At 66.4% G+C, this 17,277-nt stretch carries 19 protein-coding genes and 1 tRNA gene; 17 read left to right on the plus strand and 3 right to left on the minus strand.

Going from position 1 to position 17,277, the window contains the following annotated elements; all coding sequences use genetic code 11:
* Positions 1-15 precede the first annotated feature (15 nt).
* The 10 genes from Q0Q48_RS11045 to Q0Q48_RS11090 all read left to right on the plus strand — a co-directional run bounded on the left by Q0Q48_RS11045 (position 16) and on the right by Q0Q48_RS11090 (position 6,567).
* Positions 16-225: a hypothetical protein gene (locus tag Q0Q48_RS11045; protein ID WP_295137396.1), complete on the plus strand. Its 210-nt coding sequence runs from the start codon at positions 16-18 to the stop codon at positions 223-225.
* A complete protein-coding gene (locus Q0Q48_RS11050; protein ID WP_295137398.1) occupies positions 226-1,488 on the plus strand; it encodes a phage major capsid protein in 1,263 nt (420 codons plus the stop codon).
* A 3-nt stretch (positions 1,489-1,491) separates the two neighbouring features.
* A complete protein-coding gene (locus tag Q0Q48_RS11055) occupies positions 1,492-2,025 on the plus strand; it encodes an HK97 family phage prohead protease (RefSeq protein WP_295137400.1) in 534 nt (177 codons plus the stop codon).
* Positions 2,013-2,555 (plus strand): hypothetical protein, encoded by a 543-nt coding sequence (locus Q0Q48_RS11060; RefSeq protein ID WP_295137402.1) that lies wholly within the window; start codon positions 2,013-2,015, stop codon positions 2,553-2,555. Before Q0Q48_RS11055 ends, Q0Q48_RS11060 begins: the two co-directional genes overlap by 13 nt.
* A gap of 3 nt (positions 2,556-2,558) precedes the next feature.
* A complete protein-coding gene (locus Q0Q48_RS11065; protein ID WP_295137404.1) occupies positions 2,559-3,614 on the plus strand; it encodes a phage portal protein in 1,056 nt (351 codons plus the stop codon).
* Between the two features lie 394 nt (positions 3,615-4,008).
* Positions 4,009-4,428, plus strand: a complete 420-nt coding sequence (locus tag Q0Q48_RS11070; RefSeq protein ID WP_295137406.1) for a hypothetical protein — start codon at positions 4,009-4,011, stop codon at positions 4,426-4,428.
* Positions 4,429-4,497: 69 nt separating this feature from the next.
* Entirely contained in the window at positions 4,498-5,004 is a 507-nt protein-coding gene (locus tag Q0Q48_RS11075; RefSeq protein ID WP_295137407.1) for a hypothetical protein, read from the plus strand.
* Entirely contained in the window at positions 5,004-5,264 is a 261-nt protein-coding gene (locus Q0Q48_RS11080) for a hypothetical protein (protein ID WP_295137409.1), read from the plus strand. Before Q0Q48_RS11075 ends, Q0Q48_RS11080 begins: the two co-directional genes overlap by 1 nt.
* Positions 5,265-5,275: 11 nt before the next feature.
* Positions 5,276-5,518 (plus strand): hypothetical protein, encoded by a 243-nt coding sequence (locus Q0Q48_RS11085; RefSeq protein WP_295137411.1) that lies wholly within the window; start codon positions 5,276-5,278, stop codon positions 5,516-5,518.
* Positions 5,515-6,567: a tyrosine-type recombinase/integrase gene (locus Q0Q48_RS11090; RefSeq protein WP_295137413.1), complete on the plus strand. Its 1,053-nt coding sequence runs from the start codon at positions 5,515-5,517 to the stop codon at positions 6,565-6,567. The genes Q0Q48_RS11085 and Q0Q48_RS11090 overlap by 4 nt, the downstream gene beginning before the upstream one ends.
* Before the next feature lie 55 nt (positions 6,568-6,622).
* Here Q0Q48_RS11090 and Q0Q48_RS11095 read toward each other — a convergent pair.
* Together Q0Q48_RS11095 and Q0Q48_RS11100 are read right to left on the minus strand one after the other, a co-directional pair.
* Positions 6,623-6,698: transfer RNA gene (locus Q0Q48_RS11095), tRNA-Ile, on the minus strand.
* Between the two features lie 64 nt (positions 6,699-6,762).
* A complete protein-coding gene (locus Q0Q48_RS11100) occupies positions 6,763-7,470 on the minus strand; it encodes a response regulator (RefSeq protein WP_295137415.1) in 708 nt (235 codons plus the stop codon).
* Positions 7,471-7,625: 155 nt separating this feature from the next.
* Between Q0Q48_RS11100 and Q0Q48_RS11105 the strand changes: the two genes are divergently transcribed.
* Positions 7,626-9,701, plus strand: a complete 2,076-nt coding sequence (locus Q0Q48_RS11105; RefSeq protein ID WP_295137417.1) for an ATP-binding protein — start codon at positions 7,626-7,628, stop codon at positions 9,699-9,701.
* On the plus strand, positions 9,698-10,024 hold the full coding sequence (locus Q0Q48_RS11110) for an Hpt domain-containing protein (protein ID WP_295137419.1): 327 nt from the start codon (positions 9,698-9,700) through the stop codon (positions 10,022-10,024). Before Q0Q48_RS11105 ends, Q0Q48_RS11110 begins: the two co-directional genes overlap by 4 nt.
* On the opposite strand, the gene Q0Q48_RS11115 is transcribed toward Q0Q48_RS11110, so the two are convergent.
* Positions 10,021-10,911 (minus strand): PaaI family thioesterase, encoded by an 891-nt coding sequence (locus Q0Q48_RS11115; protein ID WP_295137421.1) that lies wholly within the window; start codon positions 10,909-10,911, stop codon positions 10,021-10,023. The two genes, Q0Q48_RS11110 and Q0Q48_RS11115, sit on opposite strands and share 4 nt — an antisense overlap.
* Positions 10,912-10,989: 78 nt before the next feature.
* Between Q0Q48_RS11115 and Q0Q48_RS11120 the strand changes: the two genes are divergently transcribed.
* The 5 genes from Q0Q48_RS11120 to Q0Q48_RS11140 all read left to right on the plus strand — a co-directional run bounded on the left by Q0Q48_RS11120 (position 10,990) and on the right by Q0Q48_RS11140 (position 17,274).
* A complete protein-coding gene (locus tag Q0Q48_RS11120) occupies positions 10,990-11,775 on the plus strand; it encodes an enoyl-CoA hydratase (protein ID WP_295137423.1) in 786 nt (261 codons plus the stop codon).
* A 21-nt stretch (positions 11,776-11,796) separates the two neighbouring features.
* Positions 11,797-13,596, plus strand: coding sequence for an acyclic terpene utilization AtuA family protein (locus Q0Q48_RS11125; RefSeq protein WP_295137426.1), 1,800 nt, complete (start codon positions 11,797-11,799; stop codon positions 13,594-13,596).
* A gap of 244 nt (positions 13,597-13,840) precedes the next feature.
* Positions 13,841-14,533 carry a CerR family C-terminal domain-containing protein gene (locus tag Q0Q48_RS11130; protein WP_295137428.1) on the plus strand — a complete coding sequence of 231 codons (693 nt, stop codon included), beginning with the start codon at positions 13,841-13,843 and terminating at the stop codon, positions 14,531-14,533.
* Between the two features lie 16 nt (positions 14,534-14,549).
* Positions 14,550-16,085 carry an efflux transporter outer membrane subunit gene (locus tag Q0Q48_RS11135; protein WP_295137430.1) on the plus strand — a complete coding sequence of 512 codons (1,536 nt, stop codon included), beginning with the start codon at positions 14,550-14,552 and terminating at the stop codon, positions 16,083-16,085.
* 58 nt (positions 16,086-16,143) lie between these two features.
* Positions 16,144-17,274: an efflux RND transporter periplasmic adaptor subunit gene (locus tag Q0Q48_RS11140; protein ID WP_295137432.1), complete on the plus strand. Its 1,131-nt coding sequence runs from the start codon at positions 16,144-16,146 to the stop codon at positions 17,272-17,274.
* The last annotated feature ends 3 nt before the right edge of the window (positions 17,275-17,277 follow it).

The raw sequence follows: 17,277 nt of genomic DNA on the forward strand, positions 1-17,277 counted from the left end.
GGAAGTGCGTGAAGTGTGGCGGCCGATTTCCGATTGGAGGTCGCACACATCATCAGCGCGAAGGCGCGGCCAGACCTGGCCTACGAGCTGAGCAACGTCCGCACCCTCGATTGGAAATGCCACATCGAGGAGACGCGGGCCGAGCGCAACGGCGATGCCGACCCGCGCCGGCAGGCCTGGCGCGAGCTGCTGAAACTCCCTCTCAAAACCGAAAGGAAAACGTAAATGCTTGAGTCCGTGAAGATCTCCCGCCGCCAGTCCGAGATCCGGGCGGCGTTGGCCGTCTTGGTCGGCAAGGAAAAGCCGAGCGACGATGAGACCCGTTCGATGGGGGAACTCGATCGCGAGTACCAGACCAACGAAACGCGCTATCGGGCCGCCCTCATTGCGGAGGATGGCGAACGGCGTTCGGCCAAGGACGAGCTGGAGACGGGGGGCGACAAGCAATGGTCCGACCTGGTCGGCCGCTTCGAGCTGCGGCAGGTCGTGTTGTCGCTGGACGAAGGGTCCGCGTTGAGCGGCGCCACGGCCGAAGTCGTGTCGGAGCTGCGCAGCAAAGGCGGCTATCGTGGCGTGCCGATTCCGTGGATGGCCCTGGAGCGGCGTGCCGGCGAGACCGTCGCGAGCGGCGTGCCGGACCCGAAGGAGACGCGGCCGATCATCGATCGTCTGTTCCCGGCGTCCGTCGCGGGCAACATGGGCGCGCAGATGATCAACATCGACCAGGGCCTGGTCGAATGGCCCGTCGTCACGAGCAGCGTGACCGCTGGCTGGGCGGATGGCGAAACCGCTGCTGTCGCCGGCCCTACCGCGTTCGCCACGACGGATAAGGCGCTGGGTCCCAATCAGACCCTGGGCATCACGATGAAGATCACGCGCAAGTCCCTGAAGCAGAGCGGCGATGCCCTGGAGCAGGCGGTGCGACGTGACATGAACTCCGCGACGGAGGCCGCGCTCGACAAGGCGATCTTCCTGGGCACGGGCGCCAACGGCCAGCCGTCTGGGGTCCTGGTCGGCTCCTACGGCATCACGTCGACCGCGATCAATGCCGCGGCGTCCTGGGCCGCCTATCGTGCCGCGATCACGAGGTTCCTGACAGCCAACGCGGCGAAGGGGCCAACCGACGTGAAGATCCTGCTGCGCCCCGAAGTCTACAACGCCATGGACGGTATCCTGTTCGAAGCGGGCGCTCCTCTGACGCAGTGGGACAAGATGCTCATGAATGTTCCGCTCGATCGTATCGCTATGTCGGCAAATGCTCTCGCGGCGCCGACCGGATCGCCGCTTGCGACCACTTCGCTACTCACGACGACGGCCGGCGGTGTGGCGCCGATCTTCGTTGGCCTTTGGGGTGGGGTCGATTTGATTCGCGATCCCTATAGCGACGCCACGTCGGGCGGCCTACGGCTGACGGGCCTGGTGACGGCGGATGTGACCGTCGCGCGGCCCGCGCAGCTGGAGATCCTGACCGGCGTTCGCCTGGCCTGATCGATGGAAGCCGAACGGCGTTCGGCGGCGCTCGAGCTGCGCGCCGCCGGCCGGAAACTGGAAGGGCACGCGGCCATCTTCGGCAGCGAGGCCCGGATAGGCTCATTCACGGAAACCGTCGCGGCTGGCGCCTTCACGGCGACGCTCGCGGATGGTCACGACATCTTGGCCTTGGTCGACCACGACCCGGGCCGGCTGCTGGCGCGGACGCGCAGTGGCACGCTGAGGCTCGCCGAGGATAGCCGAGGCCTCGCCTTCGACCTGGACGTGCCCGATACGCAGCTGGGTCGCGACTTGCTCGAGCTGGCGAAGCGCGGCGACCTGGGCGGTATGTCGTTCGCCTTCAAGGTCAGGCCCGATGGTGAGCGTTGGACCGGCCGGCATCGTGAGTTGCGGTCGCTGGACCTTGGCGAGATCTCGATCGTCCAGGCCTGGCCGGCCTATCCAGACACGACGATCGCGACCCGCAATCTCCCGAACGGCGTTCGGGGGCGGTCGCTCGCCTCGCGTATCGCAATGTTCCGGTGGCGCGCGTGATGGCCGAATTGATCAGGCAGACGGAGATGCTGCACGAAGGGTATCCGGCCGCGCCATCCGGTCTCTCTGCCAAGGCATCGGCGCTCGACGCCGACGCTATCTGGCAGCGCATGGAATCGTACATTGCCTGGCGCTTCAGTCTGCGGACCGTCGAATGGATCGTCGAGGGGCGTGGCGCCTGGTCGCCGCCATTGGGACCCGCGACCATCACGTCCACTGAAGTCTGGCAGAATGACGCATGGGCGACGGTCCCGCTCACTCCCTCGCCCCTGGGCGGGTTCGTCCTGCCTTGCTGCGCTCCCTATCGCATCATCGGAACTGTCGGCGAGGATGACGCGGAGGTGCCGGCGATCGTGCAGGAAGCGTGGCGGCGTCTCGCGGAGTACCTGGCGGCCGTCGTCGTCAAACCCGGCGTGCGGACCGAAAGCGTGCCCGACGTATGGCAGGGTGAATACGACAACCGAGCGGTGGCGAAGGCGCTCCAGGACAGCGGCGCGGCCGACCTCCTGCGCAGGTTTCGGAGGGTTTAGCCGATGTGGAACCTCTGGCCCTTCAAGCGAGCTGAGAAACGGTCGGCCAGTTCCGGCTTCACGGCCGAGATCATCGCCGCGCGCGAGGCCTACATTTCCGGTCGGCGTGGCGTTGCCGAGCTCACGGCGACGGCGCAAGGCTGTGTGTCGCTGTGGGAGAACGGCTTGGCCCTGGCGACCGTCAAGGGTGCGAGCGGCCTCGATCGCCGCACGATGGCGCTGGTCGGCCGATCGCTCGCGCTTCGCGGCGAGGCCGTCTTCCTGATCAAGGGCGATGGCCTGGTGCCGTGCGCCGACTGGGATCTGCGCACGCGCGACGGCCGGCCGACTGCCTATCGTGTCAGCGTCAGCGAGGCCGGCGGCGGCACGACGCAGACCGCGCTTGCCGGCGAGGTGCTGCACGTTCGAATCGGCTGCGATCCTGCCGCGCCCTACTATGGGACGGCGCCACTGAAGCGCGCGAGCCTCACGGCCGGCATGTTGAACGCGGTCGAGGGCGCGTTGTCGGAAGTGTATGAGCTGGCGCCGATCGGCTCGCAGGTTGTGCCGATGCCCGAGCAGCCGGAGCAAGACTCCACGAAGCTTGGCCGCTCTTTCCGGGGGCAGCGCGGGCGCGTGCTGCTGAGAGAGTCGGTAACGGTCAGCGCGGCGGGCGGGCCAGCGCCGGCATCGGACTGGAAGCCGGCCAGCCTTTCGCCGGATCTCGAAAGTGTCATGCCCGCTCAGATGATCGCAGCGGCACGCGATGCAGTCTGCGGATGCTTTGGCATCCTGCCGGCGCTGTTCAACCCGGCGACCACGGGGCCGATGACTCGAGAGGCGCAACGTCACCTCGCCACCTGGACGCTGCAGCCGATCGCCGAGCTGATCGCTGAGGAGGCCAAGGAGAAACTGGGCGCGGCGATCGAGATCGACGTGTTGACGCCGTTGCAAGCCTTCGACCAGGGCGGCAGCGCAAGGGCGGTCGCGACGCTGGTGCAGGCCGCCGCCCAGGCGAAGGAGGCCGGCCTCGATCCTGCGGCGCTGACAGGCATCTTCGCGAAGATGGATTGGGAATAGGGCTGGTCCGACCCTGGCGCTCCCTGCAGGGGCTTTCGGCGCCATCGGACTGGGATAAGACGGCGAGTGCCCGGGGTCATGTTCCCCCTAAACCCCGTCGAAGCGTAGCGGACCGAGTCCTGCCGCGTGACGCTTAGAGAGCCTGGCGAACGATGTTCGCCGGGCTCTTTCTTTTCGACGGCACGCGCAAGCGTCCACCCTTTGGCGAGGGTGGTGCTTATTGCGAAGATTTCATGTAGCGTGTCCGTGGGCTTGAACACCCGGACCTGACACGGCTGGCTGACCTTTGGCGAGGTCTGCGGCCGATGCGCGACCAGCCTTGGCAGGCTGATAGCGCTTCGTGGGCGCCTTGGCGGGCGCACCAACCTGGCCATATGGCCGGGAGCGGTGCGCCATGTCCAGCCGAAAGGTAAAAGCGCTCCGGCCTGTCGTCAGGCAGGTGTTCAACTCCCGGCTGCCAGCCCGTCGCTGGCGAACCGGCCTTGAACAGCCGAAACCTGACGAGCCAACCATGCAAACCTCAATGATTCCAATCGAATGTGCCGCTGGCCGAGTGCTGGACAAACTGGTGGCGTTGGCAGCCATGGAAAGTACCAACACCAATATCAGCCAAGAGGAGATCGACGGCGCGCGGTCGGCGCTGGTGTTTGATGCCCTCGACGGCGCCCGCGAGCTGATGCAGGTGATCGAAGGAAAGCCGCTTTCGCCGGCCAAGGGCGTGAGCGAGATGGACACCGACACTCTGCGCAGGGCGGTGCTTCAGAACCTGAAAGAAGCCATGGCGAAGGGGGAAAGGGCGGGCGTTCGACTGTAGGCCAGATGATTATTGCCAGTCGCCATAATCCCGGTATTATGGCGACTGGCAATAACTGGAGCGGTTGAAATGGTGAATTACGATAAAATCAGGATCCGCAGCCAACTCGCGATGGAGATCGCGGGCATCGACCGGCTGCGGTTCAATGAGGCGGTGAACGCAGGGAATTATCCGTGCGCCCCGGCCGGGCATCGCGGGAAGCCCCGCACCTTCTCGGAACTCGACGTGGTGGGCCTGTGCCTCTTCGCCAAGCTGATGGACAGCGAGCATGGCCTGGGCATGACAACCGCTGTGGCCGGCAACTTCGCCTGCAGGCTAATGAACTATCTGCAGGACCATCAGGCCGTTGGCACTCCCTACGCGGAGGACCAAGTCGTGCTGGTGGTCGGGCAAGTCCGGTCGTTCTTCGTGCCGGCGAGCCGATTCGACCCGGCTATGAACCACAAAGGCCAGTCGTTCGAGGCCTGCGGCAAGATCCTCTTTTCGATCAACATCGACTTGGCCCACTTCCGCGAGATCATCCGCGAGCGCGTCGACGCGGAATTGATGACGCTGGGCCAAGACGGCGAGGAATAATGGAAGCCCGGCACCAGGCGCTCAGCCTCTGTGCTGGAGGGGCTGAAAATCGCCCGATCGATGGCACTGATCCGTCGATCGTCATCGGCCGAGCGCGTATCGCTCATGAGCTGCGGCGCTCGGAAAAAACTGTCTCGCGCTGGGTGCGGCAAGGACTGCTCCCGGCGATCAAGGAAGGACCGTTCGCCAACTCGCTGCTGGTCGTGCGCGCGGCCGACATCGAAAGGCTGCGGCCTGCACCGAACGGCGTTCGGGTCTAGCGGAGCGGTTCATGCGTCGCGTCGGTGCTGCCCTTCACCCAAACCTTCCGCCTCGAGGCCTGAGCCGCGAGGCCGCCAGCGAGTATGTCGGCGTCTCTGCTTCCAAGTTCGACATGCTGGTTGCCGATGGGCGGATGCCCAAGGCGGTTGCCGTGGACGGTCGGCGGGTGTGGGATCGCCTGGCCCTCGACCGCGCTTTCGACCAACTCGCCGGCGCCGCCGCGGGCGAGCGAAACGAATGGGACGCGGCATGACCAAGATGCTCCTGAAGTACATTCACGAGTTCAAGGACCGACACGGAAAGACGCGGCGCTATGTGCGGCGTCCTGGCTTCAAGCGCGTTGCGCTGCCTGGAGATCCTGGAAGTCCGGAGTTCGTCGAAGCCTATCGCCTTGCACTGGACGACAAGACGGCGGCGCGTATCGAGGTCGGCGCCTCGAAAGTCCTTCCCGGCACGATCGGCGACCTGGTCGTCCGTTACTACCGCTCCACTGAGTTCCTGGGCTTGAAGGCGAGCACGCGGGCCACCTATCGGAACATCATCGAGCCGTTCCGGGCCGACCATGGCGACAAGCGCGTTGCGCTGCTCCAGCGTCACCACGTCAAAGACATGCTGGCGAAGAAAGCCAGCACGCCGACAGCGGCCAACAACTTCCTGAAGCGTCTGCGACAGCTGATGGCGCTGGCGATCGACGTTGGCATGCGGGTCGACGATCCCACCGTCGGCGTGAAGCCGCTCCCGATTCGCTCGCTGGGTCATCCTGTTTGGACGGCTGAGCACATCGCGGCCTTTCGGGGTCGGCATCCGTCCGGGACGCGGGCAAGGCTCGCGATGGAAATGGCGTTGTGCACCATGCAGAGGCGCGGCGACCTGGTGCGGATGGGGCGGCAGCATCTGCAAGGCGGCGTGCTGACAATCCGGCAGGAAAAGACAGGGACGGTCATCGAGATCCCGGTGCTGCCTGAGCTGCAAGCCGAGCTGGACCAGCTGCCTGCCGGGCAAATGACGTTCCTGGTGACAGGGCAGGGCAAGGCGTTCACGTCGGCCGGCTTCGGCAACCTGTTCAGCGACTGGGCGATCGAGGCGGGCCTCCCGACCCGCTACAGCACCCACGGGCTGCGGAAAGCCGGCGCGACGCGCGGCGCTGAAGCTGGCTGGACTGATCACGAAATCATGGCCTGGGGCGGCTGGCGCTCGCTGAGCGAGGTTCAGCGCTACACGCGCAGCGTCAACCGTCGCCGGTTGGCTGAAGGGGCCGTGCACAAGCTCACAACGAGAACAACCAGTGGCAAACCCAAGTAGGGTTTGCCAGATTTCGGAGTGTAAGTATCTGAAATGACTGCAGAATTTTCGGCGGTGGTAGGCCCGGCAGGATTCGAACCTGCGACATAACCGTTATGAGCGGCTCGTTCTAACCGCTGAACTACGGGCCCCCAGTACCGGCATCGGCCGGCACGGCCGCGCCCCGGTGCACCGGGGCGGGACCTTATAGCCCGGCTATTCGGCGGGGGGCACGAACATATAGCCGACACCCCGCACCGTGCGGATCACCGTCGGCTTGTCCGGCGCCGGCTCGATCTTGCGCCGGATGCGCGTGATCCGGAGGTCGATCGCGCGGTCGAACGGGTCCCGGGCGCGGTGGCTGGTCGTCTCCAGCAGCCAGTCGCGCGATAATGGCCGGTTGGGGTTCTCGGCGAAGGTCTTCAGGATGTCGAACTCGCCCGAGGTGAGTGGCACGTCGCCGTTCTCGCCGTCCAGGAGCTGGCGCTTGGACAGGTCGAGCATGTGCCCACCCATCTTCACCCGCTCCAGCCGCGACGGTGTGGCCTTGTTCACGGACCGGCGCAGTACGCTCTTGCAGCGGGCCAGCAGCTCGCGCGGCTCGTAGGGCTTGGCGACATAGTCGTCGGCGCCGCTCTCGAGGCCCAGCACCTTGTCGACCGGATCGCTGGCGGCCGTCAGCATGATGATGCCGACGCGGGCGCTGCTCTCGCGCAGCCAGCGGGCCAGCGCGAACCCGTCTTCGGGACCTGGGAGCTGGACGTCGAGCAGGACGAGGTCCGGCATGGCGCGCGCGATCTGGCGGCGCATCTGGGCGCCGTTTTCGACGGCGGTCACCTTGAGCTCGTGGTTTGAAAGATAGGTCTCGGCGGCCTTACGCTGAAATGCGTCGTCCTCGACCAATAATACGGACGGTAGCTGCATATCTTAACCTAATAAATGACTTTTAATGCCTTCAAAATAACACTATTTCTCAACGAATTATATCGTTTTCTTGATATTTTTGATACGATTGGGTCCGCGCAATTCCTAGCCGCGTTCCATGGGCGGCGCCCCAAGCCCTAGTCTCCAGGATTTGAATGTCGCTCGCCGTTGCCGACCCGGCCGCCCAGCAGGACCGTTTCGTCCGCGCCGAGCTGGTCAGGCGCCTGTTCGAGGGATCGGCGCCCTCGCGCTATTTCTCCTTCGTCCTGTGGCCGGTGATCGCGGCGATCTACTGGCGGCAGATCGACCCGAGCGAGCTGGCTGGACCTTTCGTGGCGTACCTGGCCGTGACCCTGGGCTTCGACGTCCTGCGCCGCAATTTCGCGCGGGCTCGTCCGGGCGACGAGCAGACCCTGCACTGGGGGTGGTGGTTCGCAGGCTTTACCTTCCTGACCGGCGCCTGCTGGGGATGGGCGGGCTTCGTACTGGCTGCCAAGGATTTCGAGTTGCAGCGCATGCTGCTCGGCCTGGTGTTGCTGGCCACGATCACGACGGCGGTGCCGATCCGGTCCGCCCATCCGCCGACCTTCTACGCCTTCGCTGTGGCCACGACGGCGCCGTTGCTGTTGGTGCTGATCACCTCGGGCGGGCCGTTCTATCAGCTCGTTGGCATCGCCGGCGCGGCCTACGTCGCACACCTCATGGCCTATGTGCGCGACGTGCATCGCTGGCAGTACGACAATATCGCGCTGGCCTACGAGAAGGAGGATCTCGCGCGCCGGCTGCAGGTCGCTTACGACGCCGCGCTGGTGGCTCAGCGCGAGGCGGAGGAAGCCAATCAGGCCAAGTCGACCTTCCTCGCCACGATGAGCCACGAGATTCGCACGCCGATGAATGGCGTGCTGGGCATGATCGACGTGCTGGAGCGCACCGAGCTTTCGCCCGACCAACGCGACCAGCTGGGCACCGTGCGCCATTCGGCGGCCTCGCTGCTGCGGATCATCGACGACATCCTGGACTTCTCCAAGATCGAGGCGGGGCATCTCGATCTCGAGCGGCTGGAGCTCTCGACGGTCGAGCTGATCGAAGGCGTGGCCGAGACGCTGGCCGCGAAGGCGGCCGAGAAGCGACTGCTCCTGTCGGCCTTCGTGGCGCCCGACGTGCCCGCCCGGGTGATCGGCGATCCACTGCGCCTGCAGCAGATCCTGTTCAACCTGCTGGGCAATGCCATCAAGTTCACCGAGACGGGCTCCGTCCGCCTCGTGCTCGAACGCGCGCCGGCCGATCTTCGCCAGGGACTCAGACTCCGCATCCGGGTCGTCGACACCGGCATTGGCCTCACCGCCGAGCAGTGCGACCGGCTGTTCAATCCCTTCGTCCAGGCCGACAGTTCGACGACGCGCCGTTTCGGCGGTACCGGCCTCGGTCTCTCCATCGTGCGGCGCCTCGCCGAGGCGATGCAGGGCAGCGTCGCGATCGACAGCGAGCCGGGCGTCGGCTCGACCTTCACCGTCACGGTGCAGCTCGGCGCTGCGCCAGCCGAGCCGATTGCGGCCGATCTGCCGCTGAAGGATCTGTCGCTCGTCCTGTCGCTGCCCGATCCGGAGGAAAGCGCCGCGATCGCGCACTACCTGCGCGATGCCGGCGCCGAGGTCGATGTCGTGGTGTCGAACCTGGCGGCCGTGGGCATCGATGGCACGAAGAACCTGGTCGCCCTCGCCGACCTCAAGCGCCCGTGGCGGCGCGATGTCGTCGTGCGCACGATCGCGCGAGCTGCCGGCAGGATCAACTGCCCGACGGCTTCCGCCAGAACACCGGATCCGGTTGGACAGTTGGATGGGCGTGTCCTCGTCGTCGACGACAATTCCGTCAACCGCAGGATCCTGGCACGGCAGGTCGAACTGGCGGGCGCCTCGACCGACGTGGCGGCGAGCGGCGAGGAGGCCCTGCGTCTCTGGCGCAAGGGCGGCTACGACCTGGTGCTGGCCGACCTGCAGATGCCGGACATGGACGGGTTCGAGCTGGCGCGGCACATCCGCGAAGGCGAGGCCCGGGAGGGCCGTGCGCGCCTGCCGATCCTCGCCGTCACCGCCAGCGCGCTCGAGGGAGAAGAAGAGCGCAGCCGGGCAGCCGGCATGGACGGTTTCATCACCAAGCCGGTCGGCATCGAGCAATTGCGCGCGACGCTCGACGTCTGGCTGAAGGATGCGACTGGGAGACGTGTGGCATGAATCTGGCCTATGATCGCGGCAGGCTGGCCGAGCTGTTCGGCGACGACCCTGTCACGCTGGCCGAGATCGAACGCGAGTTCCTCGACACGGCGCGCGGCGCCGAACGCGAGATCCGCGACACGGATGATCTGGAGACAATCGCGCAGGCGGCGCATCGCGTGAAAGGCGCGTCGGGCATGATCGGCGCCAACGCCTTGAGCCAGGTCGCCGCCGCCGTCGAAAAAGCGGCCAAGACGCACGGCCTTACGGCTGTGCGCCGACTGGAAGAGAGTTTCAGTCACGAGGTGACGAAGGTCGCCATCCTCATGTCGGACAGCGACTAGCGTCGCGGCCGCAGCATCACCGTCGCGGAGTAGGAGAGCAGGGCGCGGTCGTTCTGTTCCAGCAGTCCGCGCAGGAAGGCGATCGACTTGCCGCGTTTGGGCACTTCCACGCGCGTGACCAGCGGCGCGGAGATGTCGCCGGCGGAGAGGAACTCGGCCGCGAACGAGACGGTGGTCGGTGCCATGTCGGTCGACATGGCCGCGGCGCGTGTGATGGCGGTGTCGGCGAAGCTCATCATGTAGCCGCCATGGAGTGCGCCGCCGGAATTGCACATGCGCGCCAGGGTCGGCTGCACCAGCGAGGCGCCGTCGGCCTCCCGGCGCACGAAGGCCGGACCGATATGGGTCGAGTAGGGGCTCGCCTTGAACGGCTCGAAGCCTTCGGGCACGAGCTGCGGCGGCAGGTCGATCCGTGACGGTGCCTGCTCGTCCTTGCGCGCCATCGCCTTGGCGCGCGCGACGTGCCGGCAGACGCCGGACCACAGCGCGATCGTCCGGCCTTCCTGGGTGATCGAGCCGCGCGCGAAGGCGAGGCGGCCCGTCACCTGAAGCGGCTCGCCGCGCGCTTCCAGCGGCGGTCCGATGACGGCGCCGTTGAGGAATTCGACGGCGATGCTCACCGTCATGGCGAAGGACGTGTTGGTGCCGCCGTCGGCGGCGCGGCCGGCCACGAGGCAGAGCGCATAGTCGGCGAAGGTCAGGATGCCGCCGCCATGCACGCCGCCCATGTAATTGCTGTGGCGTGGCAGGGTCGGCAGCACGCAGTGCACCGTGCCAGCCTTCCGGGCATCGCCCTGGAGGTCGAAATAGAACGGCCCGACATGATCCTCGAACGGATCCGGCGGCACGAACACGGTGTAGCGGGAGAGGTCGATCGTATCGGGCATTGGCTCTTGTGAAGCGTCGTGGGCGGGTTCTAATAGGGGAGAATCGCGCAATCACAAAGAGCCACGGAGCGAAACGCCATGGGCGAAGCCACCCACAAGATCGAGGTCCGGCGCGACAAGCGCGATGCCGGAACGGTGGCCCATCTGGTGTTCGACAATGCGCGGCGTCTCAACGTCCTGAACCCGTCCGCCCTGCACGATCTCACCGCGACCTTCCACGCGTTCTCGACCGAGGAGGATCTGCGCGTCGTCGTCTTCTCCGGTGCTGGCGGCCGGGCCTTCATCGGCGGCGCCGACATCAACCACATGGCCGGGATGCGCACCTCCGAGGATGGTCGCGCCTTCATCACCATGGTCCACAAGCTCTGCCAGTCCATCCGCGACTGTCCGGTGCCGGTGATCTGTCGCCTGGAAGGCTACACGCTGGGTGCCGGCCTCGAAGTGGCGGCCGCCTGCGACCTGCGCATCGCCACCGACACGGCGCATTTCGGCATGCCGGAGGTCAAGGTCGGCATTCCCTCCGTCGTCGAGGCGGCGCTGCTGCCCCGCCTGATCGGCTGGGGCCGCACGTCGTGGATGCTTCTCACTGGCGAGAACATCGACTCCGCCAAGGCCGAGGCCTGGGGCATGGTCGAGCAAGTCGTCGAGACGGCGAAGATCGACGCGGCCGTCGAGCGTTGCGTGCATTCCATCGTTGATGCGACGCCGCTTGCCGTGCGGGCGCAGAAGCGGCTGATGCGCCGCTGGGAGCGGCTGCCGCTCGACGAGGCCGTTCAGGCCGGCATCGATTCCTTTGCCCAGTCGGTTGCCGAGGGCGAGCACATCGAGCGCATGGGCGCCTTCGTCAACCGCAAGAAGAAGTAAGGTGTCGAAGGGGGCTGCGCGATGAGCAAGAAGACGGTCCGCATCGGCTGCCATTCGGGCTTCTGGGGCGACACCGAGACCGCCGCGGTGCAGCTCGTGCGGCACGGCGACGTCGACTATCTGGTGAGCGACTATCTCGCCGAAGTGACCATGTCGATCATGGCGGCGCAGAAGCTGCGCAATCCGCAGGCGGGCTATGCCATCGACTTCGTCTCGGTCGTCATGGCGCCGCTGGCGCGCGAGATCGCCGAGAAGAAGATCAAGGTCGTGACCAATGCCGGGGGCGTCAATCCACTCGCGTGCCGCGATGCAGTGCTGAAAGCCTGCGTGGCTGCGGGCGTGACGCTCAAGGTCGCGGTCGTGCTGGGCGACGACATCCTGCCGCGCGCCGACGAATTCCGCGCCGCCGGCATCCGCGAGATGGACACGGGCGCCGAGCTGCCCTCGAAGATCGCCAGCATGAATGCCTATCTCGGCGGCTTCCCGATCGCCCGGGCGCTGGCCGAAGGCGCCGACGTGGTCATCACCGGACGCTGCGTCGATTCCGCCGTCACATTGGGCGCGTTGATCCACGCGTTCTCGTGGACACCGGAAGAGTTCGATCGTCTCGCCGCCGGCACGCTGTGCGGCCACATCATCGAATGCGGCGCGCAGTGCAACGGCGGCAACTTCACCGATTGGCGGCTGGTGCCCGACTACGACAATATGGGCTTCCCGATCGCCGAGGTGTCGGACGACGGAAGCTTCGTGCTCTCGAAGCCCGACGATACCGGCGGCCTGATCACGACCGCGACGGTCGCCGAGCAGATGCTCTACGAGATCGGCGATCCGCGCGCCTACATGGTGCCGGACGTGGTGTGCGACTTCACGCAGGCGACCTACGAGCAGGTCGGCAAGGACCGCGTGCGGGTGAGCGGTGCCCGCGGCCGCCCGCCCACCGACACCTACAAGGTTTCGACGACCTGGCCCGACGGCTACAAGTTCAGCTCGATCTTCATGCTGGGCGGCCGCGAGGCGGTGGCCAAGGGCCGCCACAGCGCGGAGTCGATCATCAAGAAGACGCGCCGCCTGTTCGGCGAGAAGGGCATGGCGGACTATCGCGACGTCAGCATCGAGGTGATCGGCAGCGAGGCGACTTACGGGCCGCACGGCCGCGTGCCGGATGCGCGCGAGGTCGTCGTCAAGATCGCCGCCAAGCACGACCAGAAGGAGGCGCTGGCGCTGCTCGGCCGTGAGATCTCGCCGATGTCGACCGGCGGCGTAGTCGGCATGACCGGCAGCTTCGGCGCCGGACGCGTCTCGCCGTCGCCCGTCATCCGCATGTTCTCCTGCCTGGTGCCGAAGTCGATGGTGCCGGTCACGGTGGACGTCGATGGCCATCGGATCGCGATGCAGGAAGGTGCGCTGAGCGGCGGCTTCACCTTGGCACAGCTTCCCGTCGAAGCGCCGGCGGCCCAACCCTTGCCGGCCGGCGATACGGTGACCGTGCCGCTGATCGCGCTGGCCTATGGGCGCTCCGGCGACAAGGGCGACAACGCCAATATCGGCATCTTCGCGCGCCAGCCGGAGTACGAGCCCATCCTCGACGCCGAGGTGACGGAAGAGGCGGTTGCGAAGTATTTCGCCCACCGCATCGAGGGACCGGTCACGCGCTGGCGGCTGCCGGGTATCAAGGGCTTCAACTTCCTGCTGCGCAAGGCACTGGGCGGCGGCGGCATGGCCTCGCTCAAGGCCGATCCGCTGGCCAAGGCCTTCGCGCAGATGCTGCTGGACATGCCGGTGCGCGTGCCGAAGTCGCTGGGAGCGACGTTCGGCACTTAAGCCCCTCGCGGCGTCGCGGAAAAGAGCATCAGTCCGGCTGTTACCGGCTTGTGGACCCGCCCGTCTGGAGCGGCGCACCGTCCATCGCCCGGGCGTCGGCGGCAGCGCGACTGCGCGTGCATGACATCACCTTCCTGCTCTTGTCGGCCTCCCTGAATTCGCGTGCACCAGGATAATATCTATCGATTGACACAGTGTATCGACTGATAGTAATTGGCTCGGGTCCGCACTGCTCAGGGTAGCGATGATCAATATTCAGACCACTGGACGTGGCCGTCCCGGGACCCAGGCGAGGGGCGAGGATACGCGTCGGCGCATCCTGGAAAAGGCGCTCGATCTCTTTGCCGCCCACGGATACGAGGGCGCCAGCACCCGGCAGATCGCCGAGGGCGCGGGCGTGAATCTCCCGGCCATCCAATACTATTTCGGCAACAAGGAAGGCCTCTACCGGGCAATCATCGAGGACATCGTGGCCGACACGGAGCGGCACATGTCCACGGTGCTGCCCCGCGTCCGAGCGGCGCTCGACGATCCGGAGGCCACGTCGGCCGAGCTGACGGAGCTTCTGTGCCAGACGCTCGAAGCCTTCGTCACCGTGGTGACGAGCGGCCCCCAGGTCGAGAGCCGCCGCCTGATCTTCGCGCGGGCCGAGGTGGAAGAGACGCCCGGACTCGACCGGATGCACGAGAACGGCATGCAGCAAATCTTCAATCCCTGTCTCGCACTCTTTGCCCGGATCCACGGAAAGTCCGAGGGCGACCCGGAGATGACGATGCGCACGATGGCGCTGATCGGGCAGGTCGTCATCTTCTGCAACAACCACAAGCGCCCCATCCTCAAGGCGGTCGGTCTCGACGGCGAGAACGTCCAGTTGATGAAGCAGATCGTGCGCGAGCAGACGCTCGCTATCTGCCGCGCCGTCGCGCCCGAAAAATAGCGTCGCGAGTACCAGCATGCACAGGCGGTCACCCTTTCTCCTGGCTTTCACGGCCTTCCTGCTCGCCGGCTGCACCGCTGGCCCGGACTTCGTGAAGCCGGCCAAGCCTGCTTCGACCGGTTACACGCCCGAGCCGCTAGCGCTGCAGACCAGTTCCGCGGCCGGTCCCGGCGGCGCCGCGCAGACCTTCGCGCCCGAGCAGGACATTCCCGGCGAATGGTGGACTCTGTTCCAGTCGCCGCAGCTCGATTCGCTGATCAAGGAATCGCTGCAGGCCAATCCCGATGTCGATGCCGCGCAGGCGGCGCTGCGGCAGGCCCGGGAACTCTACTTCGCCCAGCAGGGCAGCCTGTTTCCGACCCTGGGCGCCAATGCCTCCGGCCAGCAGCAGCTCGCCTCTCCTGCCTCCCAGGGACAGACGGGCGCCGGGGCCGTGTTCGGCGTTACCTCGGCGTCGCTCAGCATCTCCTATTCGCCTGACGTGTTCGGCGGCGTGCGGCGTCAGGTCGAATCCCGGGAGGCGGCCGCAGAGAACCAGCGCTTCCAGCTCGAGGCGACCTATCTCACCCTCTCCTCCAACGTCGTCGTTGCCGCGATCAACCTCGCGTCGCTGCAGGCCCAGATCGGCGCGACCCGGGACATCATCAACATTCTCAACAACTCGCTGGGTGTCGTGCGTCGCCAGTTCGACCTGGGCGGTGCCTCGCGCGCCGACGTGCTGGCACAGGAAGCCGCCCTCACGCAGACCCAGGCGACCCTGCCGCCGCTGCAGAAGCAGCTCGCCCAGCAGCGCAACCAGCTGATGCGGCTGGTCGGCCGCTCGCCGGACCAGGATCGCGGCGAGAGCTTCGATCTCGCCAAGCTCAAGCTGCCGCAGGAGCTGCCGCTCAGCCTGCCCTCGCAGCTCGTCGAGCAGCGGCCCGACGTGAAGGCGGCCGAGGCCCAGCTCCAAGCCGCGAGCGCCGACATCGGCGTCGCCGTCGCCAACCAGATGCCGCAGTTCACCATCACCGGCCTGCTGGGCTTCACGTCCGGGGGCATCGGCTCGCTGATCGTGCCGGGTGCGGGCGTGTGGAGCATCGGTTTCGGCATCGCGCAGACCGTGTTCGACGGGGGCAAGCTCGACCATCAGCGCCAGGCCGCGATCGCCGCCTATGAGCGGGCGGCCGCGCAGTATCGCGGCGTCGTGCTGTCGGCATTCCAGGATGTCGCCAACGCCCTGCGTGCCGTGCAGTACGATGCCGATACGCTGCGCGCCCAGGTCGCCGCTGAGCAGACTGCGGCGGCGAGCCTCAGGCTCTCGGAGCAGCAGTACCAGCTCGGCGCCGTGAACTACCTGATCCTGCTCAATGCGCAGCAGACCTACCAGACCGCCATCATCAACCGGCTGCGCGCCCAAGCCGCGCGCTACGCCGATACCGCCGCGCTGTTCCAGGCTCTGGGCGGCGGCTGGTGGAACCGGACCGACGTCGATCCGAAATCGATGGGCAAGCCCACGCGCTTCGCGCTGCCGCCCGTTCAAGACATCAAGCTGCCGCGCGCCGGTCACTGATCGGCCGCGCTCCCTTCAATCGGAATCAAGTCATCCTGATCAGCTCAAGAGGCAGACGATGATCAAGCGAATGCTCATCATGCTCATTCTCGTCGGCGCGGTGCTCGGCGGATTGTTCGGCTTCAAGACCGTCGTCAACGGCAAGATCAAGGAAGCCATGGCCGGCATGGCCAACATGCCCCAGACCGTGTCGGCGACGAAGGCCGAGACCAGCGACTGGCAGCCGAAGATCGATGCGGTCGGCACCCTGCGCGCCGTGCGCGGAGCGGAGCTGTCGCTCGAAGTGCCTGGCGTGGTCGAGGCGATCACCTTCCAGTCTGGCGACGAGGTGAAGGAAGGGCAGGTGCTGCTGACCCTGCGCAAGCAAGACGAGGAAGCCCGGCTTCAGTCGCTCGAGGCGACGGCGTCCCTCGCGCAGATCACCTACGACCGCGACCTGAAGCAGCTCAAGGCGCAGGCGATCAGCCAGGCGATCGTCGACAACGACGAAGCCAATCTCCGCAATGCCCGTGCGCAGGTCGCCGTCCAGAAGGCGATCCTCGACAAGAAGACGCTGCGGGCGCCGTTCGACGGCAAGCTCGGCCTGCGCCAGGTCGATCTCGGCCAGTTCCTCGCGGCCGGCACTATGATCGCCACCCTGCAGTCGCTGAATCCGATTTACGTCGACTTCCTGCTGCCCCAGCAGGCCGTGGCGCAGATCGCGGTCGGCGACAGGGTGAGGGCTAAGATCGATGCCTTCCCGGGGCACACGTTCGAAGGCAAGATCACCGCCATCAATCCAAAGATCGAGACGGGCAGCCGCAACGTGCAGGTGCGCGCCACCTTGCCGAATGCGGACCAGAAGCTGATGCCTGGCATGTTCGCCGCGGTCGAGCTGGACACCGGCGCGGCGCAGCGGCTGGTCACGCTGCCGCAGACGGCGGTGAGCTACAATCCCTACGGCTCGCTGGTCTATGTCGTCGACGACAAGGGCAAGGGCGCCGAAGCGAAGTCCGAACTCGTTGCCCGACAGGTCTTCGTCACGACGGGCGCCACGCGTGGCGACCAGGTGGCGATCCTGAAGGGAGTCTCCGAGGGCGACACGGTGGTCACCTCCGGCCAGATCAAGCTGCGCAACGGCGTGCCGGTGGTGGTCGACAACCGCGCAGTGCCGACCAACGACGCCGCACCGACGATCGTCGACAAATAACAG

The organism is uncultured Reyranella sp. (assembly GCF_945957355.1).
Taxonomy (GTDB): domain Bacteria; phylum Pseudomonadota; class Alphaproteobacteria; order Reyranellales; family Reyranellaceae; genus Reyranella.